Here is a 26,322-nt window from a genome sequence, read left to right as displayed (position 1 = left end):
CTCCCGGACAAGGCGGAACGCGCGCAGGCCGCGTTCCGCCTTCTTCCGTTCAGATCACGCGCCGACCGGTTGTCCGTCCTTGCGGCGGATGGCAACGACGGACGGCCGCGGCAACTGGCCATCCCTAAAGTCGGGCCACAGCGTCTGTACTTTGTCGAGCGTCTCGGCATCTTCCGCAGGGTGCTGCACCGACAGGAACAGCGTCGTTCCATCCGGCGTGAAGCACGGGCCGGTCGCTTCCGCACCATGCGGGCAGGTGAACAGCAGTTTGGGCAGGCCGCGCGCCGCACCTTCGGTGTCGACGCCGTAGACGCCGTCCGGCAGGTCGAAATCATTGGCGCCGTCGGTCGCTACCCACAGCCGCCCGGCCGGATCGAACGTGATGTTGTCGGGGCAGACGAACCAGCCATTGTCCGACGTATCCGGATGGAACGTGGCGCCGACCTTGGCGTCCTTGGGATTGCCGCAGAGCACGAACAGGTCCCAGGCGTATTTGTCGGCGGTGTGGTCGGCGTCGGCACCGCGGCCGCCGGGCGGGATCAGCTCGACGATGTGGCCCCAGAGGTTCTCCGGCCGGGTGTTGGCCGGATTGACCTTCGACTGGTCGCGCTTCTTGTTCTTGGTCATCACCGCATAGACGCGGCCGGTCACCGGATTGGTCTCGATGTCCTCGGGACGATCCATCGGCGTGGCGCCGAGCGCATCGGCGGCAAACCGCGTCTTCAACAGCACTTCGGCCTGGTCGGCAAAACCGTTCTCGGCGGTGAGCTTGCCCTGGCCATGCACCAGCGGCAGCCAAGTCATCGAGCCGTCGGCATCGAAGCGGGCGACCGACAGGACGCCGTCGTCGAGCAGATCGGCGCCGGAGGTCGGGTTGGCCTTGTCGTAGGCCTTGGCCGAGACGAAGCGGTACATGTATTCGAAATAATCGTCGTCACCCATATAGACGACCACGCGGCCATCCTTGTTGAGGACGACGGTCGAGGCCTCATGCGACATACGGCCGAGTGCCGTGCGCTTCACCGGCTTGGACTGCGGATCATAAGGGTCGATCTCGACCACCCAGTCGAAGCGGTTGGCCTCGTTCGGTTCCTTGTCGAGGTTGAAGCGGTCATGGAAACGGCCGCGGCCATAGATGTCGGAGCCGTCGAATCCGTAGCGGTCGAGCATGTCGGCGATCGGCGCCTTCTTCGGGTCGCCGCCGAAAATGTCGGACACGCCTTCCTCGCAGGTCAGCACCGTGCCCCAGGGGGTGAAGCCGCCGCTGCAGTTGTAGCTGGTGCCGAGCACTTTCGTGCCGGTGGCGTCGGCCGAAGTTTTCATCAAGGGATGGCCGGCGACCGGACCGGAAACGATCATTTCGGTGTTGGCGGTGATGCGGCGGTTGAGCGGGCTGTCGGCCACGGTCTCCCACTTGCCGTCCTTCAGCTGCACCTCGACGATCGAGTGGCCCATCGCGGCCATGCCGAGATCGACCTGTTCCTTGGTCATGGTCTTGCCGGCATCATCCTCGGTCGTGCCGGGAAACATCACATTGGGCGAGATGTACTCATTGTTGACGCAGAGCAGGCCATGGTCGGAATTCACCGTGCCCTTGGGCAGCGGCATGAAGGCGATGTAGTCGCAATTGTAGCCGAAGCGCTTTTCCTGCTCGTCGGCAGAAACCTTGTTGCCGTCGAATTCGGCGAGGCCGGCGGCGAGCGGATCGCCCCAGCGCGCGACGATGGTCGTCTCATAGCCTTCGGCGGCGGCATGGGTCTTGTCGTAGACGCGCTTCAGTTCGGGAAAGCCGAGCGTCGACTGTGCTGCCGCGGCATGCGTTTCGCCGGCAAACAGGGAGCCGACAAAGCTGCCGCCGGCAAGCAGCGCGCCGGAGGCAAGGCTGCCTTTCAAAAGAGACCGGCGCGAGACTCGCTCGGCAATGATTTCGCGAATGACAGGGGAGGATGAAGACGGTGCATTGGCCATTGTGTCTGCCTCTCAGGGGGGATGTTACGGCGCACCGCTGCCGTAGTCTGCTTCGGCAACATCCGCATGACAGGAGAGGAACCGCAAGCGAACGACTGGATCGGGCTCGCTCAGCCCTTGGTGCAGGTCGAGGCAGTGAAGGCGCCGTCGGGCTGCTTCAGGATGATGTCAAACGACGGGGTGGTCTCGCCGTCCAGCGTGGCTTGCGTCATCGAGACGGAGTTGCCGCCGGTGGTGTAGCCGCCCAGCGGGCCCAGCCAGGTGATCTCGCCATCGGCGTTCATCTGGTAGTTGTAGCCTTGCGGCGCGGTGCCGAACGTCACCGGGCCGCTATAGACATTGCCCTTGATGGTGATGTCGCCGAGGTTGAGGAAGGCGCCGAGCAGATAGACTTCGCAGTGATAGGTGCCGTCCGGCAGCTTGCCATCGCTGAAGCCGGCGCGCGCGGCGCCGCTCGTTGCCATCAGCAGCAGGATGCCGGAAATGCATGAGATGCGGGATGTCATCGGATTACTCGTTTGCGGAATGAGCTTGCCCCATTTTTGCGCCGTGCCGCAATATTGTTCGCCCGCAAACCGCTGCCGGAGATCAAAATCTAGGCACCTGCCATACTTGGGCGAAAATTAGGCAAAAGCCTTGTGCGCTGCGCAAATTTCCCTCAATCAGTTTTTAACCGGCTGCCTTTGTTTTCTTTAGGCTAATATAATAACCAGCTGATAACGTTCGCCTATTCCATCTTTTCGAGCTGCGCCTTTGCGTTTGGCACGGCTGTTGCATTGTATTGTTGCGGTGCAATCAACCAGCTTGGGAGTCTTCGGTATGAGGGGTAATTTCTCCACAATAACAAAAATGTTTTCGGCCGGTGTGGTCGCTGCCGGCCTGTCGATGTCGTCCCCGGCCAAGGCCGCCGAAGACACGATCAAGGTCGGCATTCTGCATTCGCTGTCGGGGACCATGGCGATTTCGGAAACGACGCTGAAAGACGCCATGCTGATGCTCATCGAGGAGCAGAACGCCAAGGGTGGCCTGCTCGGCAAGAAACTGGAAGCGGTCGTCGTCGATCCGGCGTCCAACTGGCCGCTCTTCGCCGAAAAGGCGCGCGAGCTGATCTCCAAGGACAAGGTCGCGGCCGTGTTCGGCTGCTGGACCTCGGTGTCGCGCAAATCCGTTCTGCCGGTGTTCTCCGAGCTCGACAACATCCTGTTCTATCCCGTCCAATATGAGGGCGAGGAAAGCGAGCGCAACGTGTTCTACACTGGCGCTGCACCAAACCAGCAGGCGATCCCCGCCGTCGACTACCTCATGAGCGAGGACGGTGGCTCGGTGAAGCGCTGGGTGCTGGAAGGCACCGACTATGTCTATCCGCGCACCACCAACAAGATCCTCGAGGCCTATCTGAAGGCCAAGGGCGTCGCCGCCGAAGACATCATGGTCAACTACACGCCGTTCGGCTTCTCCGACTGGCAGACCGAGGTGTCGGCGATCAAGAAGTTCGGTTCGGCCGGCAAGAAGACCGCTGTCGTCTCGACCGTCAACGGTGACGCCAACGTTCCCTTCTACAAGGAACTCGGCAACCAGGGCATCAAGGCCGAGGACATCCCGGTCATGGCCTTCTCGGTCGGCGAGGAAGAACTGGCCGGTCTCGACACCGCGCCGCTGGTCGGCCACCTCGCTGCCTGGAACTATTTCGAGAGCGTCGACACGCCCGAAAACAAGAAGTTCATCGCCGACTGGCACAAGTTCATCAAGAACGACAAGCGCACCACCAACGACCCGATGGAAGCCCACTATATCGGCTTCAACATGTGGGTGAAGGCGGTCGAGAAGGCCGGCACCACCGATCCGGACAAGGTGATCGACGCCATGGTCGGCGTGTCCGTGCCGAACCTCACCGGCGGCTATTCGACGATGATGCCGAACCATCACATCACCAAGCCGGTGCTGATCGGCGAGATCCAGGCCGACGGCCAGTTCGAGACTGTGTCGCAGACGCCCGGCCTCGTGATGGGCGACGAATGGTCCGACTATCTGCCCGACTCCAAGGACCTGATCTCGGATTGGCGCGCGCCTCTGTCCTGCGGCAACTTCAACGTCGCCACCGGCAAGTGCGGCGGCAAAGGCACCAACTGATCCTCCCCGGCCTGGACCATCAGGTCCATGGCCATCTGGCCGGTTCCAAGGCCAGAGACCGCAAGGCGTCCGGGCGCTTCAGCCCGCCCGGACGCCGAATTCCACCTCCCGGAAAAGTATCTGAACGGATGATCCTGTTGCGCGCTCTCGGCCTCATGTTGGTGTTCCTGATGGCAAGTCTGTTGCCGTCGAACGCAGCCGAAGCCGATTTGCGCGCCATCATCGCCAAGTTCGCCACCGGCACTGGCTTTTCCGCCATCGAGGCCGTGGTGCGCGAGCTTGCCGCTACCGGCGATCCGCTGGTTGAACGGCCGCTTGCCGCTCTTGCCGAAGGCAATCTCTACATCCGCAAAGCCGATTCCATGGTTTTCGTCGGCAATGAGGCCGGCGACAGCGTCTCGCTGCTCGATCCGCTGAGCGGCGAAAAGACCGGCGATGCCGCCAAGACCGATATCACCAAGATCAAGGTCAACAACACGCTGCGCCGTGTCATCCGCGACGCGCTGGGCACGCTGACGCTCCGCGCCAAGGATCCGTCTGTCCGCATCGCCGCGGCCGATACCATGTTCAAGACGCCCGATGCCGCCAACATCGAGCCGCTCGACGCGGCAATCGCCGCCGAGACCGATGCCAAGGTCAAGGCACTCTTTGAACAGGCGCGCGCGGCATCGGTGCTGGTCTCCGACAAGCCGGAAGCGGACAAGCTCGCGGCAGTCGCGCTGATCGGCGCGCGCGGCGATCGCGACGCGCTCTCGCTGCTGACCGCGGTCGAGGCCAATGCGCAAGGCGCGGTCAAGGACGCGGCGACCGCGGCAATCGCCAGCATCAATTCGAGCCTGGCGCTGTGGGATGCCGGCCAGAACATCTGGTACGGCATTTCGCTAGGCTCGGTGCTGCTGCTCGCGGCCATCGGCCTTGCCATCACCTTCGGCGTCATGGGCGTCATCAACATGGCGCATGGCGAGATGGTGATGCTCGGCGCCTACACCACCTTTGTCGTCCAGCAGGTGATCCGAACCTCATTCCCCGGCCTGTTCGACTGGTCGCTGGTCATCGCGCTGCCGCTGGCATTTCTGGTCGCCGCTTCCGTCGGTCTGATCATTGAGCGTGGCGTCATCCGCTTCCTCTATGGCCGGCCGCTGGAAACGCTGCTCGCGACCTGGGGCGTCTCGCTGGTCCTGCAGCAGGCGGTGCGCTCGATCTTCGGGCCGACCAACCAGGAGGTCGGCAATCCGTCATGGATGTCGGGCTCGTTCGATGTCGGCCAGTTGGCCGTCACCTGGAACCGGCTGTGGATCCTGGTCTTCGCGCTCACCGTCTTCGGCGTGCTGCTCTATGTCATGAAGCGCACGCCCTGGGGCCTGCAGATGCGCGCCGTTACCGCCAACCGGCGCATGGCCGCCTCTATGGGTATCCGGACGCCTTGGGTCGACGCGCTGACCTTTGCGCTCGGTTCCGGCATTGCCGGCATCGCCGGCGTCGCGCTCAGCCAGATCGACAATGTCTCGCCCAATCTCGGCCGCGGCTACATCATCGACAGTTTCATGGTCGTTGTCTTCGGCGGTGTCGGCAATCTCTGGGGCACGCTGGTCGGCGCCTTTTCGCTGGGCATCGTCAACAAGGTTCTGGAGCCCTATGCCGGCGCGGTGCTCGGCAAGATCGTCGTGCTGGTGCTGATCATCCTGTTCATCCAGAAGCGCCCGCGCGGCCTGTTCGCGCTCAAGGGCAGGGCGGTGGAAGCATGATCACTGGACACTTCTTCGCCGCTGGTGCCGACCGCCGCATCGCCATCACCATTTTCATCCTGTTGGCTGCCGCCATCATCGTGCCGCTGCTCAACCTCGCCGTTTCGCCGACCAGCGCCTTCTACATCCCGTCCTACATCGTCGCGCTCACCGGCAAATATCTCTGCTACGCGCTGCTTGCCTTGGCGCTCGATCTGGTCTGGGGCTATTGCGGCATCCTCTCGCTCGGCCACGGCGCCTTCTTCGCGCTCGGCGGCTATGCGATGGGCATGTATCTGATGCGTCAGATCGGCTCGCGCGGCGTCTATGGCAATCCGATCCTGCCCGACTTCATGGTGTTCCTGAACTACAAGGAATTGCCGTGGTTCTGGACCGGTTTCGACCATTTCTGGTTCGCCGCCATCATGGTGCTGGCCGTGCCCGGCCTGCTCGCCTTCGTCTTCGGCTGGTTCGCCTTCCGCAGCCGCGTCACCGGCGTCTATCTCTCGATCATCACCCAGGCGATGACCTATGCGCTGCTGCTTGCCTTCTTCCGCAACGATATGGGTTTCGGCGGCAACAACGGCCTGACCGATTTCAAGGATATTCTGGGCTTCAACGTCCAGGCCGACGCCACCCGCTCGGCCCTGTTTGCGGCCAGCGCGGTGATGCTGGCGCTCGCCGTCTTCGTCACCTGGGCGATCGTCGGCTCCAAATACGGCAAGCTGCTGATGGCGGTGCGCGATGCCGAGAGCCGCACCCGCTTCCTCGGCTGGCGGGCGGAGAATGTGAAGCTGTTCGCCTTCACCGTCTCGGCCGTGATGGCCGGCATTGCCGGCGCGCTCTATGTGCCGCAGGTCGGCATCATCAATCCCGGCGAATTCGAGCCGTCCAATTCGATCGAGGTGGTGATCTGGGCCGCCGTCGGCGGCCGCGGCACCATTGTCGGCCCGATCGTCGGCGCGCTGCTCGTCAATGCCGGCAAATCCTGGTTCACCGGGCTGCTGCCGGAATTCTGGCTGTTTGCGCTGGGCGGGCTGTTTGTCGCCGTCACGCTGTTCCTGCCCAAGGGCATCGTCGGCATGTGGGATTCTTGGCGCGGCAATGCCAAGGCGATGCGGGCAGCCGCGATCGCCGAGGAAGCCGGCGCCGACCCTGATGTCCCGCCGCCCCCGAAGATCGTTCGCTCCGCGGCGACAACGCCCGGTGCCTGGTCCGCGTCCGGCCCCGAACCGCAGCCGGCGGAGTAGAGCGATGTCGAAGTCCAACACCATCCTCTATCTCGACGGCGTCTCGGTCTCCTTCGACGGGTTTCGCGCCATCAACAATCTCTCGCTTGTGCTCGACAAGGGTGAGATGCGCGCCATCATCGGGCCCAACGGTGCCGGCAAGACGACAATGATGGACATCGTCACCGGCAAGACGCGGCCCGACGAGGGCGAGGTGTTCTTCGACGGTCAGGTCGACCTGACCCGGCACGACGAGGCCGAGATCGCCATGATGGGCATCGGCCGTAAATTCCAGAAGCCGACCGTCTTCGAAAGCCACAGCGTCGAAGACAATCTGATGCTGGCGCTGAAGGGGCCGCGCTCGATCTTCCCGGCGCTGTTCCATCGCCGCTCGGCCGCCGAGGCGCGGCAGATCGACGACATCCTTGGCGTCATCCGGCTCGGCGACAAGCGTCACGATCTGGCAGCCAATCTCAGCCACGGCCAGAAACAATGGCTGGAGATCGGCATGCTTTTGGCGCAGGACCCGAAACTGCTTTTGGTCGACGAGCCGGTCGCCGGCATGACCGATGCCGAAACCGAGGAGACCGCGCGGCTGCTCAAGGATATCGCGCGCGACCATTCGGTCATCGTTGTCGAACACGACATGCATTTCGTGCGCGAGCTCGGCGTCAAGGTCACCTGCTTGCATGAGGGCTCGGTGCTGTCGGAAGGCTCGCTCGACTTTGTCTCGGCCGACGAACGTGTCGTCGAAGTTTATCTCGGGAGATGAGCATGGTGTGGCGGGTGCAATTCCATCGCTTCGATCTGTCTTTTCTTCGCTTCTGGAGAAGGCGCTGACATGCTCGAAGTTTCCAACGCCACGCTCCACTACGGCGCCGCCCAGGCGCTGCGCGGCGTGTCGCTGACCGCTGGTGCCGGCAAGATCACCTGCGTGCTCGGCCGCAACGGCGTCGGCAAGACCAGTTTGATGAGATCGATCGTCGGCCACCACCGGCTGACGAGCGGAAGTGTTGCCTTCGAGGGGAAGGCGCTCGACCGGAGCGCGGCGTATGATCGCGCCCGGTCGGGCATCGCATTCGTACCACAGGGCAGGGAGATCTTCCCGCTGCTGACGGTGCGCGAGAATCTGGAGTCCGGCTTCGCGCCCTTGAAGCGCGCAGACCGCAACGTGCCTGCGCATGTCTTCGAGCTGTTCCCGGTGCTGAAGCAGATGCTGGGCCGCCGCGGCGGCGATCTCTCCGGCGGCCAGCAGCAGCAGCTTGCCATCGGCCGCGCGCTGGTGATGCGGCCGAAACTGCTGGTGCTGGACGAACCGACCGAAGGCATCCAGCCCTCGATCATCAAGGACATCGGCCGCGCCATCCGCTATTTGCGCGATCAGGCCGGCATCGCGGTACTTTTGGTCGAGCAATATCTCGATTTCTGCCGCGAACTCGCCGACGAGGTCAACATCATGGACCGCGGCCAGATCGTCCACACCGGCCCGGCGGAAGATCTGGATAGGGCGGATGTCAGGAAGTTTCTGACGGTATAGGCGGACTGCGATTCCGAACGTTTGACGTCGGCGGGACAGTGCCCCCCTCTGTCCTGCCGGACATCTCCCCCACAAGGAGGGAGATTAGCAGCGTCTATGCCTTGCTCACCCTGCAACGTCTGAGATTGGCGAAAGCGGCGGTTACGGCCGATCTCCCCCCAAGTGGGGGAGATGTCCGGCAGGACAGAGGGGGGCGTGAAGGATTGCTACGGAACGGCTTCATCCTGTGCAAACACAGCCTCATCATCCGTGTGAAGCAGCCAGATCGCCTTGGTCTTTCTCAAACAAGGCGACGCGCACCTCTGGCACCCTCAATGCCGCATGCTAGTCTTTCCCAGGCCTCGTTGAGTCGGCCGCTTCCGTATCAGTCTGTAGCAGATCGAGGGAATGCGCTGGCTCAGCCTGCAAGTTCCACGCAAGCAAGCCCCCCTAGCTTTCCCTCGCAGTTCTGATTGTCGGTCAATGCGTCCAGATAATCTTGCCAGGAGAATAGGGCTATGGAACGGTTCGTCGAGGACCACCAGAAACGACGGCTGACAGAGCGCGTCGACATCATCACAGCCATCAACATTCTGCGCTCGCAAGGCTACCAGCAGGATGAGCTGATTGGCGAAATCACCAAGGTTTTCTACGTCGATCTCGACACCTATAATGAGATCGTCCTAGCAGCCTGAACCGAATAGCCGCCTTTACCCGGCGCGCCGGAAGGCGAGCACCCGATTGCGGCCACCGCGCTTGGCGCCGTAGAGCGCCTTGTCGGCGGCGCTGAGCACCTTGTCGAACTTGGTGCCGCCCTCGCTGCCGAAGGCGAAGCCGGCGCTCACGGTGCAGGCCAGCAGGCGGGTCTCGGTGTCGATCCGGCGCGAGGCAAAACTGGCTCGGATGCGCTCGGCTATGAATTCCACCTTCTCAGGCAAGATGCGATCGAGGACCAGCGCGAACTCCTCTCCGCCCATGCGTGCGGCGACATCGCCCGGCTGGAGATTGGCGGTCAAATCCTTGGCGAACAGTTTCAGCACCTCGTCGCCGGTGGCATGGCCGAACTCGTCGTTGATGGCCTTGAAGCCATCGAGATCGAACACGATCACGGCGGTGAAAACCCCGACTGGTGTTTTGCCATGCAGGTCGAACAGAGCGCGTCGGTTGAGCAGGCCGGTCAGCGGATCGGTCAGCGCTTCGCGGCGGTGATGCTGCGCCAGCCGCCCCTGGTTGAGCGCCAGCGACAGCGCGCCGATGCCGGTCATGCAGGCGATGACGATGATGAGGCTGAGATCCTCGGCCCAGTTGCTCGGGGCATGGCCGAGCACCAGCCTGCCATCCCAGACGAGCACCCCGGAGCATAGCACGAAGGATATGGCAGTGGCCGTGTAAAGCCCGGCAATGCCGATGATGGGGGCCGGGAATTCGGTTCGCCCCTTCCAGTATTCATAGGCCGTCGCAAACAGGAGCAGCGCGGCAAAGGCATTTTCCAGCATGAAGCCCAGCCCGTCATAGCCAAGCGCCATTGGCGGCAAGGCGATCGCCAGCGAGGCGCCGGCGCCTATGGCGATACGCGGCAGCGGCGAGGCGCCGGTTGTGAATTGGTGGGCCGCGCCCAGCATGGTCGCGAAGCCGAGCAGCAGGAACGTGAAGGTGGCGAGGCCAAGCAGGCGTCCGGGCGTGTCGATATAGGCCTGGTAGGCAAAGACGTCGCAGACGATCAGAAGCACGCTGGCCGCCCATGTCAGCAGGAATTTTTCCGAGCGCGCGGTGAGCCAGATGCCGAACAGAGTCATGCCGAGGCAAGCGGCGGAAAAGCCGACAGCCAGCAGAAGGGAATTGTAGTCGAGCGACATGCCCTCGTCCTTGCCCGCGGCAGCCTGTCTCTACGACGGGGCCGAGCCCGGATTTATGCAGGAAGGAGGTATCGATAAGGTTACGATGCGCGCAAGATGCCGTGATTTCGCTACGTTTAGAGGACCACCGATAGCAGCAGGATGAGGCCGACGCCCATCATCAGCAGGCCTGGCCAGTTCTGCGACAGGCCGAGAAAGCCAAGCCCGCGCCGTCGCGGCTCCAGCGTCGGACCTGACTTTACGAAATTTCCCCCCGGGTGAATCGGCACAACTGGAGAGGGTGCCGGATCGCTGAGCCGCCCGCGCCTGAGGACTGCGCCCGCCATATACACAACGCCGGCGACGGTGAGCAACGCACCGAAGAGGATAACAAACATTTCTCGCCTCCTTCACGTGCTGCATCTGATGCAGCACCTTGCGGGATGGTTGGCGACTCGCGGCGACCTCAGCGCCTGCAAAGATAAAACGATCAAGATGCCCGGCAGGTTCCGCAACAAAATCAAAGCGCCGTGTGGAAGTTCGCGGCCCCAGCTAGCTCACCCGCTTCATCAGCGCCATGGCGCCGAACGGCGCGCGCACCTTGCCCTCGGTGATGAAGTAGGCGAACACGTCGCGCGGCTTGACTGGCGCGTCGAAGGCCGGATCGGCGCGCCGCAAATCGGCCGGCTGCTTGCCTTCCGCCCAGGTCTTCACCCGCTCCGCCCATTCGTCCAGGCCTTTCGGCGTATAGCAGTCCGGGTTGTCGTCGCTGCCGGTCTGCAGCCGCGCATAGATGAAATCGCCGGTGATGTCGGCAATGTCAGGATACTTGGCATGGTCGGCATAAACGATTGCAGCCTTGTATTTGCGCGCCATGGCGGCGAATTCCGGTACGATGAAACTGTCGTTGCGCACTTCGAGCGCATGGCGCAGCGCCACCCCGTCCTGCTTTTCGGGCAACAGTTTCAGAAAGCCCTCGAAATCGTCGGCATCGAACTTTTTCGTCGGTGCGAATTGCCACAGGATTGGGCCGAGCTTCTCGCCGAGCGCGGCGACGCCGGAGCTGAGGAAGCGCGTCATGGACTCGCCGGCTTCGCCGAGCACGCGGCGGTTGGTGACGAAGCGGTTGCCCTTCAGCGAATAGACGAAACCGTCCGGCGCCTCGCTGGCCCATTTGACGAAGGTCGGCTCCTTGAAGCTGGAATAGTAGGTGCCGTTGACCTCGATGCTTGGCACTTGCCGGGTCGCATAGTGCAGCTGCTTGGCCTTCGACAGCTTGTCCGGATAGAAGGACGTATCCCAAGGCTCGAAAGTCCAGCCGCCCATGCCTGAGCGGATTGTTCCTGAAGTGCTCATAGTCGTCCTCCCGAGTTCAGAAGTCTGGCCGAGTTCAGAAGTCTGGCCGAGTTCAGAAAAATCAGGCCGCCTCGCCGACAGGTTTTGCCATATCGACGACCGTCCATCCCGGCCGGTAGGGATTGGGCCGGCGGCCTGTTTCGTGAAAGCCATAGGCGGTATAGATCGCGATGTTCCGCTCCATCAGCGAATTGGTGTAGAGCCGCACCTCCGGCACGCCCCATGACCGCGCCTGCTCTTCGGCGAAGTCGAGCAGCGCGCTGCCTAGTTTCTTGCCCTGAAAAGCCGGGGAGACAGCGACGCTGAAGATCATCGCATGGTCGGGATGCCGCTCGATGACGATCAGTCCGGCAGGTTCCGGTCCGCTCTCCAAGAGCCAGACCTCGTCGCGTTCGATGCGCGGGGCATAGTCCTCGGTGACCGGGATCGGCGGAGCGCCGAGCACAGCGGTGTAGGGTGCATAAGCGGCAGCCGTCAACGCGACGACGGCGGGGAGATCATCGGGGTGGGCGCTAACTATCTTCATAGCAGGTACAAACTATTTCGTTCGATGATGTTTCCGTAGTTGAGAAATATGGTAGCTAGAGGGGACACGTCACGGCCCCATTCGTCGGTTGTGAGAGAAAACTTCATGCGAGAGATTTCGCCAAAATTAACTCCAGAATTACAAGCACATTGCAATGGCCTGTCCGTTGACAAGGCTCCCGCATTTCAGGTTACTACATTCCGACGGCTTGTAGAGCAAGTTGCAAAACTGGCCTATATAAACCATGATGATCTGCTATTTTTTAGAGGTCAGGATACAGACTATCTAAATAGATCTGGTGGAACGACGCTTTATCCTGGAATTTATCGTGGAGACTCTATTCCTGAAAGAGAGCTCCGCCATCGATTTGACATGCTTGAGCAAGGTTGCCGGCTGCTCGTCGAAAAATGGCAGGTTGCGAAGATTGACGGCTATTCAGATATACGCAGAAAGAAATACATTCAATGGAGTATTCTGCAACACTACGAAGTTGCGGAAACCCCATTGATCGACCTAACACACTCTCTTCGCGTAGCCTGTTCATTTGCTCAGCTAAAGAAATCAACAGACGTTGCATATGTCTACGTACTTGGTCTGCCTCATGTGACAAATCGGATTTCGGTCAATTCGGAGCACGACCTGGTTAATGTCCGCCTTCTTAGCATTTGCCCACCAGCGGCTTTGCGCCCACATTTCCAAGAAGGGTACCTCGCGGGAACGACTGACGTGACTACGGATTTTGATTCTAAGACAGAATTAGATTTTCGAAATCGTCTGGTTGCTAAATTCTCAATTCCAAGCTCGTCGCAGTTTTGGGGAAGCGGGTTCAACATAATACCCGCTACTGCTTTGTTTCCTAGGGGTGACAAAATTCTCGAACTTTGCAACGAAGTTAAAAGTGCACTCAAAGACGAACTACAGCCGGGAGATATTGGGTCTTTTATCGGAGTGTGGGCTGAACTAGAGGACTTTTTGCTAACTACCGGCCGTCGCCTGACCGAACGAAATATCTCCGTTCGGGAGGCCATTGCTAGAATGCTTGAGCGTGAACTGATAACACCAGAATTCGCCAATGAATTGCAAGCCCTCAGAATGTTCAGAAACAACCTTGTACATCAGCCAACAAAAGTACGATCGCTTTCAGTTGGAGCTTGGCTCGACCGCGTACGCGATGCACTAAAACAAATAACTGCTGGACCTAGTCAAACGTCGCCACGCTAGCTCCATCATAGGCAACAATCACTCCGCCGCTTCGCGCTTTCCCCCCGGCCGCCGCTCGAGCAATTCCTTGAGGAAATGGCCGGTGTAGCTGCGCTTTTCGCGCACGATGGCTTCCGGCGTGCCCTGGGCGACCAGTTCGCCGCCGCCGTCGCCGCCTTCGGGGCCGAGATCGAGCACCCAGTCGGCGGTCTTGATGACTTCGAGATTGTGCTCGATGACCACCACCGTGTTGCCCTGGTCGACCAGTTCGTGCAGCACTTCCAGAAGCTTGGCGACGTCGTGGAAATGCAGGCCCGTGGTCGGCTCGTCGAGGATGTAGAGCGTCTTGCCGGTCGCCTTGCGTGAAAGTTCCTTGGCCAGCTTGATGCGCTGCGCCTCGCCGCCTGACAGTGTCGTCGCCTGCTGGCCGATATGGATGTAGCCGAGGCCGACCTGCTTCAGCGTCTCCAGCTTGTCGCGCACGCCGGGTACGGCGGCGAAGAAATCGACGCCTTCCTCGACCGTCATGTCGAGCACGTCGGCGATCGACTTGCCCTTGAACACAACATCGAGCGTCTCGCGGTTGTAGCGCTTGCCGTGGCAGACGTCGCAGGTGACGTAGACGTCGGGCAGGAAGTGCATCTCGATCTTGATGACGCCGTCGCCCTGGCAGGCCTCGCAGCGGCCGCCCTTGACGTTGAACGAGAAGCGGCCTGGCTGATAGCCGCGCGCCTTGGCTTCCGGCAGTCCGGCAAACCAGTCACGGATGGGTGTGAAAGCGCCGGTATAGGTGGCCGGATTGGAGCGTGGTGTGCGTCCGATCGGCGATTGGTCGATGTCGATGACCTTGTCGAGGAATTCGAGGCCCTCGATGCGGTCATGATCGGCCGGATGTTCGCGCGAGCCCATGATCCGGCGCGACGCCGCCTTGAACAAAGTCTCGATCAGGAAGGTCGACTTGCCGCCACCCGACACGCCGGTGACAGCGGTAAAAGTGCCGAGCGGAATTTCGGCGGTGACGTTCTTCAGATTGTTGCCACGAGCGCCGACGACCTTGATCCGGCGGTTCTTCTTCGCCTCGCGCCTGACACCAGGTGTCGCCACTTCGAGCGCGCCCGACAGATATTTGCCGGTGATCGAGTTGGGATTGGCCATCACCTGCTGCGGCGTGCCCTGGGCGATGATCTCGCCGCCATGGATGCCAGCGGCCGGACCCATGTCGACGACATAGTCGGCATGCAGAATGGCGTCCTCGTCATGCTCAACGACGATCACCGTGTTGCCGATGTCGCGCAGATGCTTCAGCGTGTCGAGCAGGCGGGCATTGTCGCGCTGGTGCAGGCCGATCGACGGCTCGTCCAGCACATAGAGCACGCCGGTGAGGCCGGAGCCGATCTGCGAGGCCAGCCGGATGCGCTGGCTCTCGCCGCCCGACAGCGTGCCGGAATTGCGCGACAGCGTCAGATAGTCGAGACCGACATCGTTGAGGAAGCGCAGCCGGTCGCGGATCTCCTTGAGCACCCTGACCGCAATCTCGTTCTGCTTGTCGTTGAGTTGCGCCGGCAGGTCGGTGAACCATTTGTCGGCGTTGCGGATCGACTGCTCGGTGACCTCGCCGATATGTTTTCCCGCGATCTTCACCGCCAGCGCTTCCGGCTTCAGCCGGTAGCCCTTGCAGACCGGGCAGGGCGTTGCCGACATGAAGCGCTCGATCTCCTCGCGCATCCAGGCGGATTCGGTTTCCTTCCAGCGCCGCTCGAGATTGGGGATGACACCTTCGAACGTCTTGGTCGTCTTGTAGGAGCGCAAGCCGTCATCATACTGGAAGGTGACTTCACGCTCGCCGGTGCCGCGCAGGACGGCTTCCCTGGCCTCTTCGGTCAGATCCTTGAACTTGTCGCCGAGCTTGAAGCCGTAAGCCTTGCCCAGCGCTTCCAGCGTCTGCGCGTAATAGGGCGAGGTCGATTTCGCCCACGGGCTGACGGCGCCGTCGCGCAGCGAGACGTTTTCATCCGGTACGATCAGGCTGGCGTCAATGGCGCGCTGGTTGCCGAGACCGTCGCAGGTCGGGCAGGCGCCGAACGGGTTGTTGAACGAGAACAGCCTGGGTTCGATCTCCGGAATGGTGAATCCGGACACCGGGCAGGCGAACTTTTCCGAGAACAGGATGCGCTCATGCGTCTCGTTCTTCGACTTGTTGACCGAGTCTTCGCCGGTCTGGCTGGCGTCGAGCGGCTTGTCGGCGAACTCTGCCACCGCCAGCCCTTCGGCGAGTTTCAGCGCCGTTTCGATGGAATCGGCAAGCCGCGTCGCCAGGTCGCCGCGCACGACGATGCGATCGACGACGACGTCGATGTCGTGCTTGTACTTCTTGTCCAGCGCTGGCACGTCGGCGATCTCGTAGAAGACGCCGTCGACCTTGACGCGCTGAAAGCCCTTTTTCTGCAGCTCCAGCAGTTCCTTGCGGTACTCGCCTTTGCGGCCGCGCACGATCGGCGCCAGCAGGAACAGGCGCGTGCCTTCCTCGACCGCCAGCACCCGGTCGACCATCTGGCTGACCGTCTGGCTCTCGATCGGCAGGCCGGTGGCCGGCGAATAGGGAATGCCGACGCGCGCGAACAGCAAGCGCATATAGTCATAGATCTCGGTGACGGTGCCGACCGTCGAGCGCGGGTTCTTCGACGTCGTCTTCTGCTCGATCGAGATGGCCGGCGACAGGCCGTCGATCTGGTCGACATCAGGCTTCTGCATCATTTCGAGGAATTGCCGCGCATAGGCCGACAGGCTCTCGACATAACGACGCTGGCCCTCGGCATAGATGGTGTCGAAGGCAAGCGACGATTTGCCGGAGCCCGACAGGCCGGTCATGACGATCAGGCTGTCACGCGGCAGGTCGAGATCGACGTTCTTCAGATTGTGTTCGCGTGCACCGCGAATGGAAAGGTATTTATGGTCGGCCATTGCCGGTCGCCGCCTCAGATCTGGTATCAGTGGGATCGGCGGGGTTTTCCCGGCCATCCCCTATGTAGGTATTTTTGCCGCCACGTCGAGAGACGCCACACTTCTCGACCAAAGTCGTTTAACCGTCTTTCGCGCGAAGGGGCAAGCGGAAAGAACAAAGGCCGAACACGCTCCTGACAAAGCTGTGCAGAAACTGACAAGGGTGTTTCAGAAACTGACCCTGACGTAAGCTCCCGGCGATCACATTTTTCGGTAATCGGCCATTCAAGGTTGACGTCGCGGAATCAGGGGCGCAGTCTTGTCAAGTCAACGGAGCCGGCCGTCTTTCGATGGCCTCGCGAGGTGGCCTGCGAGACGCCGCAGGTTTTGCGATTTGTGCTTCGGACGACAACAATCGCAACGGACACAGGAGCGGAGCATGACGCCACCGGATAGTCCTTTGAGGCTCCACATCTCGTTGGAGCCGCGGCGGGCATAAGTGCCAGGGTAGTTTCAAGGCATTAAAGTGTATGTGTCCAAACGAACGCATCGCTTCAATCTAATAAACCACCCGACAAACCGTGACCTGCCGAATCCCACAAAATTAGAGACGGATAGTCGGATCGTCGGCTGAATGCCGCGAAGCATCCGAGAAAAAAGTCGGTATAACACTACCGGCAAGTTGGATTTCAAATCCAAAAAAAGCCCCGACCGTTTGCGGAAGCAACGGCGGGGCTGTTTGTTTGTGCCTAATGGCAGCGTCCTTCTCCCCGTTCACGGGGAGAAGATGGCGGCGGCCAGATGAGGGGCGGCGCTGACTTATGAAATGGAGCCTGATCCGACCCTACCGGCGCGGCGGCTTGATCCCACCCGTACCGACATCGACAGTGATGCTGCCGGAAATCCTGACATCGGTATCGCCGATCTTGAATGTGCCGTTCTCGCCGGCAGGCAGCGCATCGTCCGGCTCCGGCTGCGGCACGGGCTTGGCGATGCGATAGTCGCTGGTTACGCCGGGCAGGGCGCCCGTCTGCGGTTGCGATGTGCTGTTCCCGGCAAAAGCCGCGCCGGAGGTCGCGGCGGTGATCGCAATGGCTGTCATCAGTCTGTTCAGGCGGTAGCGCATGGCAAGACTATAGTGCTGCGCCGGATGCGGGGCCAGACCGGCGGCGTCGAAATTGACGCGACGCCGGCCAGCCTTCAATGCGGCGATCAGGCAGCCGCCTGCTTGCGGGTATCGAAGACATGATCGACGAGGCCCCAGTCCTTGGCTTCCCGTGCGGTCATGAAGAAATCGCGGTCAAGCGTGCGTTCGACCTCTTCATAGGTGCGGCCGCAATGCTGCGCGTAGAGTTCGGTCATGTGCCGCTTGGTGCGCAAAATGCCTTCGGCATGGCGCTGGATGTCGGAGGCCTGGCCCTGGAATCCACCGAGGGGCTGATGCAGCACGATGCTGGCATTGGGCAGCGCGATACGCCGTCCCGGCGTTCCCGCCATCAGCAGGAACGAGGCCATCGAGGCGGCAAAGCCCATGCACACCGTCGACACCGGGCAGCTGACATATTGCATCGTGTCGTAGATGGCGAAGCCGCTGCTCACCACGCCGCCCGGCGAGTTGATGTAGAGCGAGATCTCCTTGTCGGGATTGTCCGATTCCAGCGACAGAAGCTGGGCGCAGACCAGCGCCGACATGCCGTCATTGATCTCGCCATTGACGACGATGATGCGCTCGCGCAGCAGCCGCGAGAAAATGTCGAAGGCGCGTTCGCCGCGGCTCGATTGCTCGATCACCATCGGCACCAGATTGGCAAAGCCGCTCATCTCATTGTCTCCGTTCGTTTTTCTCTAGCTCAGGCTGCGCGCAACAGCAGGCGCGGGGCGTTCGCGGCGACAGGCGGTTTGGGCTTGTGTGCGCGAAGCGAAAGCCGGCAGGCGGCGCCCGCCATCGCAACCGCAGGGGTTGCCGCCTGGACAAACCCGTCATGGACGATGCGCAGATGCGTGCCGCCCGAAACGGTGCGGGCGAGCGTGAAGGTGACGATGCTGTCCAGTCCATTGGAATCGTCGGTTGCCGACCGTTCGCGCCAGGAATAACGCAGCAGGCGCCCGGGTTCGGCATCAAGCACTTCGCACTCGATCGGCTTCTCAGGTCCAGCAAAGGCAAAGCGGCTGCCGATTTCCGGCTTGATGTCGTTCGGCATCATCCAGGCCGCCAAAAGCTCCGGCACGGTCAGCGCCCGCCACACCTTTTCCGGTGCGTCCGGCAGGTCGCATTCGAATTCGAGTGCGTCTTCCTCATTTTTCGCATGCTCTGTCATTGGTCCATGTCCTTCAAAATGACCTTCAGCCTTTCGATGCGCTCGGGCCAGAATGCGCGGTAGCGTTCGATCCAGCCGAGCAGTGGCTCGAGCCCTTGCGGATCGGCGCGATAATAGGCGTTGCGGCCGGCCCGCCTTTCGCTGACCAGGCCGGCGCCGCGCAGCACGGCAAGGTGCTGGGAGACAGCCGGCTGCGACACGCTCATACCTGTGCGCAACTCCGACACGCTCATCTCGCCGCCGGCGAGCCGCTCGTAGACGGCGCGCCGCGTTGGGTCGGCCAGGGCGCGGAAAATCTCTGCTTCGATCATGGCAAAAGCATAAGTCGATACTTATTGATTTGGCAAGCGGTGTTTTACGGCGCCGCCGGAAGCCAGCGCCTCACCGGCTCGGCAGACCCCTCGAACGTCGCCTCGAAGATCGGTGAAGCCAGCACGGCATGGATGTGAAGCGTCTTGGTGCCGACGTTTCTAAACCCGTGTTTTCTCTCTGCGGGAATGAGGAGCGACTGTCCGGCAGTCAGCGTCACGCGGTCTTCGTCGATCCACATCTCGGCGGTTCCGGCAATGACGGTCAGCACTTCCTCTGCCGGATGGCGATGTGTCGGAGCCCCGACGCCTGGTTGAACCCATTGTTCGAACAGGCAAAGCTGGCTCGCTCCGTTGCCGGCGGAAACTTGCATGCGGGTTTCCACGCCCGCTCGCCACTGCTCTCGCGGCTGGTCCAGATGCGTAATGACTTCCATTCGCCACCGCCTTTCGATCCCGGCATAGTCGCAATTTCAGGCGCACACCCTACCTCTTGCTGACATTCTTGACAGCCGGGGCCGACGAGAATAGAACAAAAAAAGAACAAAAACCTTGTGGGAAAAGCCAGCCGCGGCAAGCGAGGATCGCCTGCAGCCTGTAAGGTGAGCGACTTAAAATTTGTTTCGAACGAGCGCGGAGAAGTGTCATGGCGGGTAGCGTCAACAAGGTCATTCTGGTCGGTAACCTCGGCGCGGACCCTGAAATTCGCCGCCTGAATTCGGGTGACCCGGTCGTCAATATCCGCATCGCCACGTCTGAAAGCTGGCGCGACAAGAACTCCGGCGAGCGCAAGGAAAAGACCGAGTGGCACAATGTGGTCATCTTCAATGACCAGATCGCCAAGGTCGCCGAACAATACCTCAAGAAGGGCATGAAGGTTTACGTCGAAGGCCAGCTGCAGACGCGCAAATGGCAGGACCAGACCGGAGCCGACAAGTACACGACGGAAGTTGTGCTGCAGAAATTCCGCGGTGAGCTGCAGATGCTCGATTCTCGCGGCGAAGGCGGCGGCCAGGTCGGCAACTATGCTGGTGGCGGCGGTGCGAGCCGTGGCTCGGATTTCGGTCAGTCGAGCCCCAATGAAAGCTTCAACCGCGGCGGTGGCAACAGCGGTGGCGGCGCCAGGGGCGGCGGTGGTGGCGGCGGCTCGTCACGCGAACTGGACGACGAAATCCCGTTCTGAGCCAGAGATGGCCAAGGATATCTGAGGAGAGGGCGCGATGTCGCTCGGACCGCTTTTATCGGCGCCCCTCCCATTCCATGGCACGCCTTCGCGGCCCTTGCCGCGCTGGTTTTAGGTGGCACCCAACTGGCGCTGCCGAAAGGCACGACGCGTCACCGCGTGATGGGCTATGCCTGGGCGGCGCTGATGCTGGTCATCGCCCTCTCCAGTTTCTGGATCCAGCAGATCCGCCTCGTCGGTCCGTTCAGCCCGATCCATATCTTGTCGATCCTGGTGCTGGTCACCACCGTGCCGCTTGCGGTCTGGCACGCGCAACTGCATCGCGTCGCCAAACATCGCATGGTCATGATTTCGCAATATGTTTTCGCGCTGATCGGCGCCGGCGTGTTCACTCTGCTGCCGGGCCGGATCATGCATGCGGTCGTATTCGGCCAATGACGCATTTCTGAAAAGGAGACTGCCGTGAAAGCACGGATCAAATGGGTTGAAGAGCGCACCTTCGTCGGCGAGTCCGGCAGCGGCCACAAGCTGGTGCTGGGAACGGCCTTAGGTCCGGACGACAAGACGCCTGGCCCGAGCCCGATGGAACTGGTGCTGATCGGCACCGGCGGTTGCTCGGCGTATGATGTCGTCCACATCCTGGAAAAAGGCCGCGAGGCGATCGAGGACTGCGTGGTCGAGCTCGACGCCGACAGGGCGGAAACCGATCCAAAAGTCTTCACCCGCATTCACATGCATTTCGTCGTCACGGGCCGCGCGCTGTCGCACGACAAGGTCCAGCGCGCGATCAACCTTTCGATCGAAAAATACTGCTCGGCCAGTGCCATGATGGCCAGGACGGCCGTCATTACCCACGATTTCGAAGTCGTCGACACAGAGGCGAAGTAGGCAGTAGGCAGTAGGCAGTAGGCAGTAGGCAGTAGGCAGTAGGCAGTAGGCAGTAGGCAGTAGGGCCTGCCACTCAACCCGCCATCAGCGCCTTGATGCCATCGGCGACGAACTGCACCGCTAGCGCTGCCAGGATGACGCCGAGCAGGCGGGTCAGGATCGAGCGGCCGGTCTGGCCGAGGATGCGGTCGATGCGTTCGGAGAGCACGAACACCAGATAGGTAATGGCGAGGCAGACGAAGATGATGCCGACCAGCGCTGCCTGTGCGGCAAAGCCCTGAAACGAGCCGGACAGAAGCACGGTCGCCGAAATCGCGCCGGGGCCGGCGATCAGCGGGATCGCCAGCGGGAAGGCCGCGATGTTGTGGATCATGTCCTTGGTGATGGCGACGTCGCCGATCTTCTCCTTGCGGTCCTGGCGGCGCTCGAACACCATTTCGAAGGCGATGAAGAACAAAAGGAATCCGCCGGCGACGCGGAAGGCCGGCAGCGTAATGCCGAACACCGACAGGATAGAAGCGCCGGCAACCGCAAACAGCGCCATCACCAGGAAGCCGATGATCGAGGCGCGCACCGAAACCTGCTGACGCTCCTCGCGGTTCATGCCGCGTGTCACAGCAAGGAAGAGCGGCGCCAGGCCTGGCGGGTCAATGGTCACCAGAATGGTGACGAAGGCGTTGAACAGGCTGTCGAAACTCGGCATCTCTCACCCCTCCCGCCGGGCCGGACCCCTGCGCCACCATAGTGGTAGAGCAAAGCCCGGCCGGTGGGAACCGTCTGAGATGGCGATACCGGAGGTGCCGGCAGTGTTAGCCGGCGGCGCTGCAATAAGCTTCCAGACGATAGCCGTCCGGGTCGATGACGAAGGCGGCGTAATAATTCTCGCCATAGTCGGCACGCAGCCCTGGCGCGCCATTGTCGCTGCCGCCCGCACGCATGGCGCCGGCATGAAAGGCGTCGACGCTGGCCCTTGTCGGCGCGGCAAAACAGAAATGCAGGCCGGACTTTTCGTCCGGTGGCACCGGCCGCGCCGCGCCGTTCACCCACAGGGCGGCCACCTGCGCGCCATAGCCCAGTGTATCAGGCGACTGGCTGAGGCACGAATAGCCAAGCGGCTTCAACGCGGCATCGTAGAAGGGCTTCGAAATATTGGTGTCGCGGACACCGATCGAGACATGGTCAAGCATGTTTTTCACCTTTTTTACAATATGTTGCGCTGTCAGCCTTGGGTGACACGGCGCGCCAGGAACTCGACTTCGAGGCGCCATGTCGCTCCATTGTCGTGCGAACGCTCGCCCAGCCAGCGGAAGCTGTCGTTGGTGATGCGTGAAAAGCTCCAGCGCACCGACGAGCCGGTGCCATCGGCGCCAACCTGCACGATCGTGTCGCCTTCGGCGCGACCAAGCTGGCGGCTGTAATATTGGTTCCGCGGGTCGCTCCAGAAGATGTGCCAGGCAACCGAATTGGGATCATAGACGCGCAATGTCGTGCCGTAGAACGTCCATGCGCCAAGCGACGGTGTGGGGCCGGCATCGCGTGCGGGCAAGATCCACACATCCTGGATCGCCTTGCCTTCCAGGACCCAGCCGAAATGCACCTCGCCGCGTCCGGTCAAAACCGTGCCGTCCTCGAGGTGGCGCGTGGCATCGAAGGTCCAGGCGCCGACGAAGCGGCCGTAGAGATCGAGCTTTTCAGCCAGGTCAGGGTTGGGGCCGTCGCTGTGGAGGGCTTCCGTGAATGAGGATTGATCGGTCATGCTGCTGCCTTCGTGGTGTCAGGAGGCTGCAAGCGATAGGCCGGGGCGGGGTGTTGCGCTTGGGAAAAATTGCTATCTTTCAAGCCATGGCGACGAGTGAGCAAAAACTGGCTTCGGGGCCGGACTGGTATGTGTCCGACGTGCTGTGCACGGCCGGCGCCGGCGACCGTCCGTTCGAGGAAGAGCACCGCAGTGTCTGCATTGCCGCAGTCACCAGCGGCAGCTTCCGCTACCGCACCAGCCAGGGCGCCGCCATGCTGGCGCCAGGCGCGGTCCTGCTCGGCAATGTCGGCGCCTGCTATGAATGCGGGCACGAGCACGGCGCCGGCGACCGCTGCCTGTCCTTCCACTTCGCTCCGGCCCATCTCGACCGCATCGCCAGCGACGTGCTTGGCGCGAAGAAGCTGACGTTCGGGGTGCCGCATCTGCCGCCCATGCCGGCGCTGGCATCGCTGCTGGCCGAGGCCGAAGCGGCACGCGAGATGACCGACATCGATGCTTTCGAGGAACTTGGCCTGCGCATAGCCGGCGCAGCACTTGCTGTCGCCAGCGAGGCCACGCCTGCAGCTCGTCCGCCGAGCCGCCGCGACCAGAAACGGGTCGCCGAGGCGGTGCGGCAGATCGAGCTCAACGCCGACCGACCCGTTTCACTCGCCGAGCTTGCCGGCTCGACGGCGACCAGCCCCTATCACTTCCTGCGCACCTTCCGGCAGGTCGCGGGCACGACGCCTTATCAGTTCCTGCTCAGAACCCGGCTGCACCGCGCGGCGGTGCGGCTGCGCATGTCGGATGAACCCATCTCGGCAATTGCCTTCGAGGCCGGCTTCAACGACCTGTCCACATTCAATCGCCGTTTCCGACGTGTCATGGGCGAGACGCCGGGTGACTATCGCGCACGCCGGTCAGGCAGCGCTTTGCCGTCACCATCGGCGATTGTGGCCTTCTGATCAGTCCGAGGTCGGCCCGCACCAGCCCGGCAGGTAGTCGGCGTCCTTGCTCTTGGCCAGGACCAGCGCTTGCCCCATCGCCTTGTCGAAGTTTTTCACCACTGCGTCCCGGTCGATGCGCCGGCGCATGAAATCCGCCCATAAAAACTCGCTGAACGGCGTCGTTTCCTTGGCGAAGCCGGCTTGCCGGCGAAGCTCTCCCGCCAGGCTGCGATAGGGGTCATCGACAAGGTCGGCCATGCTTTTGGGAATGGCGTCATAATCCCGGCGGTGCCCATTCTCGTCGAACGGATGCATCCAGCCGCGCTTGTCGAGCACGACCATGAAGGCGTCTTTGTCGAGGGTCGACAAATCGGCCATCACCGTCACCAGTACGTCCGCGACGCCTTCCTCAAGCAGCGCGCGGGCGAGATGGTGGTGATCGGTGACGTAGTTGCGTTTCTTCGGACCGAGCACCACCGGCACCAGATGGCGGCCCAGAAACGCCCCGGTTTTCTTCGGGCTCTGCAGCCGGATCATGCGGCGTTTAACGTCCACTTCCCGCAATCCGACGGTGATCTGCGTCGGCCGCAGCTCGGCTACCGGAACCGGGCTCAGCAAGGGTTCTCGCTCGGTGGTCATTTTGCCTCGTCCTGTCTTGGCTTATCCGGCGACAGCGCCTTGATGGCGGCGTCGACGCTGTGAAAGATTCTGCGCGGGCCGACGAGGTCGGCAATGCCGAAACGCGCCAGTGCCGCCTGGGCGCGCAGCGATTCCAGCCGCGCAATGGCAAAGATCGCGCCCGCCTTGCGGCAGTGGGCGATGGCTTCGATCAGGGCCTGCGCGGCGGTATAGTCGATCTCGGCGATGTTGCTGGCTTCCAGCACGACAAGCTTGATGTTTTCGGCCCTGGCATCGATCAGGTCGCAGACGCCGCGCTTGAAGCTGTCGGCATTGACGAAGGACAGTGGCGCCTGGAAAGCCACAACCAGCACGCCGGAGAGCTGCTCGCCCGCCGACGGCGTGCCCGGCGGCCACCACACCGAGGTGCCGGGCACCTGTTCGAGCTCGATCGCCTGCGTGCGTGTCGCGCTCCAAAGTCCGTGCAGCAGCGACAGGCCGATGCCGACCGCGACGCCCGTCTCGATCGGCAGTACGACGATGGCCGTCATGGTGACCAGGATCAGCAGGAATTCGACCGGCGCTTGCCGGTAGACGCTGGCGAACACCTTCCAGCGTAAAATATGCTGGGCAACGAACAGCAGAACGCCGGCAAGGGCGGCCTGCGGGACATCGGCGAGCAGACCGCCGCCGAAAGCGCCCAGCGCCAGCACAATCGCCGCGGCAATCAGGCCGGACACTTTCGAACGCCCGCCCGACTGGGCGACGATTGCGGTGCGTGGCGGGCTGGCATTGACCGCGAAGGCGCCGAACAGGCCGGAAAGGATGCTGCCCGCGCCGACGCCAACGAAATCGCGGTTCACGTCTGGCGTCTCTCCGACAAAGGAGCGGCTGGTGGCCGCCGTCTGCACCATGACGACTATGGCGATCAGCAGGGCCAGCGGCAACAGCGCCTGCGCATCGCCGAGGCTTGCCGTCGGCAGACCGGCTTGCGGCAGGCCGTTGGGCAAGGCTCCCAGAACCTCGACGCCACGCGCCTTCAGGCCGAAGACCGCAACCGCCAGCGTCGCCAGCACCATGCCGATCAAGGCGCCGGGGATGCGGGCGCTGATGCGCTCGGCGACGAACACGGTCGCGAACACGCCGAGGCCGAGCGTCAGGCTCCACGGGTTGGTCAAATGCAGATTGGCGGCGATCTCACCGACGCGGCGCAGCGTTTCGCCGCCTTCGGCCGGCAGACCGAGCAATCCGGGCAGTTGCGATACGATGATATGGACGGCGATGCCGGTCAGAAAACCGGTGGTGACCGGCACTGACAACAGGTCGGCGATCCAGCCGAGCCGGAAGATGCCGCTCAAACCCACCAGCAGGCCGACCATCAGCGCCAGCATCGCCGCCAGCGCCAGATAATGCGCCGAGCCGGCGACGGCGATGAGCGCCAGGCCGCCGGCAAACAACGGCGTGATGGTCGAATCCGCGCCGGAAGACAGATGGCGATTGGCGCCGAACAGGGCAAAGGCCAGCGATCCCGCGACAAAGGCAAAGAAGCCGATCTCGGGCGCAAAGCCGCCAAGGCGGGCCGTCGCCATCTGTTCAGGAATGGCGATCGCGGCCAGCGTCAGCCCGGCGGCCAGATCGCCGTTGAGATCCCCGGGCCGCCAACCGCTCAGCGCTCGCAAAGGCAGCCACCAGTTCATCGTGCTTATGGCTCTTGGCTAGGAAAACGACCCATCGCAGGCTTTTGCCCTGATGGCGGCTAAATGCGCTATGGCCAAATCGTCGCAATCAGCGGTATCCATTTGAAATTACCACCGAAATTGTCGTTGGAAAAGTGCCGCGAATATTGGAGTTTCAGGCGGGCTTCCTATATAAGCGGTCAGTGATTCCCGATTAGATTG

At 62.1% G+C, this 26,322-nt stretch carries 28 protein-coding genes; 11 read left to right on the top strand and 17 right to left on the bottom strand.

The window, feature by feature from the left end:
* Nucleotides 1-54 precede the first annotated feature (54 nt).
* Together H0241_RS09395 and H0241_RS09390 are read right to left on the bottom strand one after the other, a co-directional pair.
* Nucleotides 55-1,968 carry a PhoX family protein gene (locus H0241_RS09395; protein WP_181057142.1) on the bottom strand — a complete coding sequence of 638 codons (1,914 nt, stop codon included), beginning with the start codon at nucleotides 1,966-1,968 and terminating at the stop codon, nucleotides 55-57.
* Nucleotides 1,969-2,078: 110 nt separating this feature from the next.
* Entirely contained in the window at nucleotides 2,079-2,474 is a 396-nt protein-coding gene (locus tag H0241_RS09390; RefSeq protein WP_181057141.1) for a hypothetical protein, read from the bottom strand.
* 313 nt (nucleotides 2,475-2,787) lie between these two features.
* On the opposite strand from H0241_RS09390, the gene urtA reads away from it, so the two are divergent.
* The 6 genes from urtA (at nucleotide 2,788) to H0241_RS09360 (ending at nucleotide 9,262) form a co-directional block, all read left to right on the top strand.
* On the top strand, nucleotides 2,788-4,098 hold the full coding sequence (gene urtA / locus H0241_RS09385) for an urea ABC transporter substrate-binding protein (RefSeq protein WP_023670931.1): 1,311 nt from the start codon (nucleotides 2,788-2,790) through the stop codon (nucleotides 4,096-4,098).
* Between the two features lie 128 nt (nucleotides 4,099-4,226).
* A complete protein-coding gene (gene urtB, locus H0241_RS09380) occupies nucleotides 4,227-5,843 on the top strand; it encodes an urea ABC transporter permease subunit UrtB (protein WP_181057140.1) in 1,617 nt (538 codons plus the stop codon).
* Nucleotides 5,840-7,072 carry an urea ABC transporter permease subunit UrtC gene (urtC, locus tag H0241_RS09375; RefSeq protein WP_181057139.1) on the top strand — a complete coding sequence of 411 codons (1,233 nt, stop codon included), beginning with the start codon at nucleotides 5,840-5,842 and terminating at the stop codon, nucleotides 7,070-7,072. The genes urtB and urtC overlap by 4 nt, the downstream gene beginning before the upstream one ends.
* Nucleotides 7,073-7,076: 4 nt before the next feature.
* Nucleotides 7,077-7,823: an urea ABC transporter ATP-binding protein UrtD gene (urtD, locus tag H0241_RS09370; protein WP_181057138.1), complete on the top strand. Its 747-nt coding sequence runs from the start codon at nucleotides 7,077-7,079 to the stop codon at nucleotides 7,821-7,823.
* Between the two features lie 69 nt (nucleotides 7,824-7,892).
* Complete coding sequence (gene urtE / locus H0241_RS09365) at nucleotides 7,893-8,588, top strand: urea ABC transporter ATP-binding subunit UrtE (protein WP_023688639.1); 696 nt, start codon at nucleotides 7,893-7,895, stop codon at nucleotides 8,586-8,588.
* Between the two features lie 497 nt (nucleotides 8,589-9,085).
* Nucleotides 9,086-9,262: a hypothetical protein gene (locus H0241_RS09360; RefSeq protein ID WP_112561526.1), complete on the top strand. Its 177-nt coding sequence runs from the start codon at nucleotides 9,086-9,088 to the stop codon at nucleotides 9,260-9,262.
* 15 nt (nucleotides 9,263-9,277) lie between these two features.
* On the opposite strand, the gene H0241_RS09355 is transcribed toward H0241_RS09360, so the two are convergent.
* The 4 genes from H0241_RS09355 to H0241_RS09340 all read right to left on the bottom strand — a co-directional run bounded on the left by H0241_RS09355 (nucleotide 9,278) and on the right by H0241_RS09340 (nucleotide 12,284).
* A complete protein-coding gene (locus tag H0241_RS09355; protein WP_181057137.1) occupies nucleotides 9,278-10,423 on the bottom strand; it encodes a GGDEF domain-containing protein in 1,146 nt (381 codons plus the stop codon).
* 116 nt (nucleotides 10,424-10,539) lie between these two features.
* Nucleotides 10,540-10,800 carry a hypothetical protein gene (locus H0241_RS09350; RefSeq protein ID WP_181057136.1) on the bottom strand — a complete coding sequence of 87 codons (261 nt, stop codon included), beginning with the start codon at nucleotides 10,798-10,800 and terminating at the stop codon, nucleotides 10,540-10,542.
* Between the two features lie 154 nt (nucleotides 10,801-10,954).
* Entirely contained in the window at nucleotides 10,955-11,758 is an 804-nt protein-coding gene (locus tag H0241_RS09345; protein WP_181057135.1) for a DUF72 domain-containing protein, read from the bottom strand.
* Between the two features lie 61 nt (nucleotides 11,759-11,819).
* On the bottom strand, nucleotides 11,820-12,284 hold the full coding sequence (locus H0241_RS09340) for a GNAT family N-acetyltransferase (RefSeq protein ID WP_181057134.1): 465 nt from the start codon (nucleotides 12,282-12,284) through the stop codon (nucleotides 11,820-11,822).
* Nucleotides 12,285-12,389: 105 nt separating this feature from the next.
* On the opposite strand from H0241_RS09340, the gene H0241_RS09335 reads away from it, so the two are divergent.
* Nucleotides 12,390-13,505 carry an FRG domain-containing protein gene (locus H0241_RS09335; protein WP_181057133.1) on the top strand — a complete coding sequence of 372 codons (1,116 nt, stop codon included), beginning with the start codon at nucleotides 12,390-12,392 and terminating at the stop codon, nucleotides 13,503-13,505.
* A gap of 18 nt (nucleotides 13,506-13,523) precedes the next feature.
* Here the strand turns inward: H0241_RS09335 and uvrA are convergent, their stop codons facing one another.
* From uvrA to H0241_RS09305, 6 genes are all read right to left on the bottom strand, one after another.
* Nucleotides 13,524-16,445 (bottom strand): excinuclease ABC subunit UvrA, encoded by a 2,922-nt coding sequence (gene uvrA / locus H0241_RS09330; protein WP_181057132.1) that lies wholly within the window; start codon nucleotides 16,443-16,445, stop codon nucleotides 13,524-13,526.
* An 823-nt stretch (nucleotides 16,446-17,268) separates the two neighbouring features.
* Nucleotides 17,269-17,526, bottom strand: coding sequence for a hypothetical protein (locus H0241_RS09325; RefSeq protein WP_235984195.1), 258 nt, complete (start codon nucleotides 17,524-17,526; stop codon nucleotides 17,269-17,271).
* Between the two features lie 110 nt (nucleotides 17,527-17,636).
* Complete coding sequence (locus H0241_RS09320) at nucleotides 17,637-18,245, bottom strand: ATP-dependent Clp protease proteolytic subunit (protein WP_181057131.1); 609 nt, start codon at nucleotides 18,243-18,245, stop codon at nucleotides 17,637-17,639.
* Nucleotides 18,246-18,274: 29 nt separating this feature from the next.
* Complete coding sequence (locus tag H0241_RS09315) at nucleotides 18,275-18,742, bottom strand: SRPBCC family protein (protein WP_181057130.1); 468 nt, start codon at nucleotides 18,740-18,742, stop codon at nucleotides 18,275-18,277.
* Nucleotides 18,739-19,053 (bottom strand): ArsR/SmtB family transcription factor, encoded by a 315-nt coding sequence (locus H0241_RS09310; protein ID WP_181057129.1) that lies wholly within the window; start codon nucleotides 19,051-19,053, stop codon nucleotides 18,739-18,741. The genes H0241_RS09315 and H0241_RS09310 overlap by 4 nt, the downstream gene beginning before the upstream one ends.
* Nucleotides 19,054-19,097: 44 nt before the next feature.
* Nucleotides 19,098-19,424, bottom strand: coding sequence for a cupin domain-containing protein (locus tag H0241_RS09305; protein ID WP_235984194.1), 327 nt, complete (start codon nucleotides 19,422-19,424; stop codon nucleotides 19,098-19,100).
* Nucleotides 19,425-19,696: 272 nt separating this feature from the next.
* On the opposite strand from H0241_RS09305, the gene ssb reads away from it, so the two are divergent.
* Genes ssb through H0241_RS09290 form a run of 3 tightly spaced genes read left to right on the top strand, consistent with a single transcriptional unit; the run spans nucleotide 19,697 to nucleotide 21,121 of the window.
* Nucleotides 19,697-20,233, top strand: coding sequence for a single-stranded DNA-binding protein (gene ssb, locus H0241_RS09300; protein WP_181057127.1), 537 nt, complete (start codon nucleotides 19,697-19,699; stop codon nucleotides 20,231-20,233).
* Between the two features lie 21 nt (nucleotides 20,234-20,254).
* Nucleotides 20,255-20,671 carry a DUF2306 domain-containing protein gene (locus H0241_RS09295; protein WP_328824646.1) on the top strand — a complete coding sequence of 139 codons (417 nt, stop codon included), beginning with the start codon at nucleotides 20,255-20,257 and terminating at the stop codon, nucleotides 20,669-20,671.
* A gap of 24 nt (nucleotides 20,672-20,695) precedes the next feature.
* On the top strand, nucleotides 20,696-21,121 hold the full coding sequence (locus tag H0241_RS09290; protein ID WP_181057126.1) for an OsmC family protein: 426 nt from the start codon (nucleotides 20,696-20,698) through the stop codon (nucleotides 21,119-21,121).
* A gap of 73 nt (nucleotides 21,122-21,194) precedes the next feature.
* On the opposite strand, the gene H0241_RS09285 is transcribed toward H0241_RS09290, so the two are convergent.
* From H0241_RS09285 to H0241_RS09275, 3 genes are all read right to left on the bottom strand, one after another.
* The gene (locus tag H0241_RS09285) at nucleotides 21,195-21,824 is read right to left on the bottom strand and encodes a MarC family protein (RefSeq protein ID WP_023670949.1); all 630 of its coding nucleotides are present in this window, start codon (nucleotides 21,822-21,824) and stop codon (nucleotides 21,195-21,197) included.
* A gap of 106 nt (nucleotides 21,825-21,930) precedes the next feature.
* Complete coding sequence (locus H0241_RS09280) at nucleotides 21,931-22,308, bottom strand: VOC family protein (RefSeq protein ID WP_181057125.1); 378 nt, start codon at nucleotides 22,306-22,308, stop codon at nucleotides 21,931-21,933.
* A gap of 32 nt (nucleotides 22,309-22,340) precedes the next feature.
* On the bottom strand, nucleotides 22,341-22,877 hold the full coding sequence (locus tag H0241_RS09275) for a hypothetical protein (protein ID WP_181057124.1): 537 nt from the start codon (nucleotides 22,875-22,877) through the stop codon (nucleotides 22,341-22,343).
* An 86-nt stretch (nucleotides 22,878-22,963) separates the two neighbouring features.
* Between H0241_RS09275 and H0241_RS09270 the strand changes: the two genes are divergently transcribed.
* Nucleotides 22,964-23,824, top strand: coding sequence for a helix-turn-helix transcriptional regulator (locus tag H0241_RS09270; RefSeq protein WP_181057280.1), 861 nt, complete (start codon nucleotides 22,964-22,966; stop codon nucleotides 23,822-23,824).
* Here H0241_RS09270 and H0241_RS09265 read toward each other — a convergent pair whose 3' ends face one another.
* Complete coding sequence (locus tag H0241_RS09265) at nucleotides 23,825-24,445, bottom strand: ParB-like protein (protein WP_181057123.1); 621 nt, start codon at nucleotides 24,443-24,445, stop codon at nucleotides 23,825-23,827. It abuts the gene before it with no gap.
* A complete protein-coding gene (locus tag H0241_RS09260; protein ID WP_181057122.1) occupies nucleotides 24,442-26,121 on the bottom strand; it encodes a SulP family inorganic anion transporter in 1,680 nt (559 codons plus the stop codon). Before H0241_RS09260 ends, H0241_RS09265 begins: the two co-directional genes overlap by 4 nt.
* Nucleotides 26,122-26,322: the final 201 nt, after the last annotated feature.

The sequence above is a fragment of the Mesorhizobium neociceri genome, assembly GCF_013520985.1.
GTDB lineage: Bacteria > Pseudomonadota > Alphaproteobacteria > Rhizobiales > Rhizobiaceae > Mesorhizobium > Mesorhizobium neociceri.
This window is presented reverse-complemented; position numbering and strand designations above follow the sequence as displayed.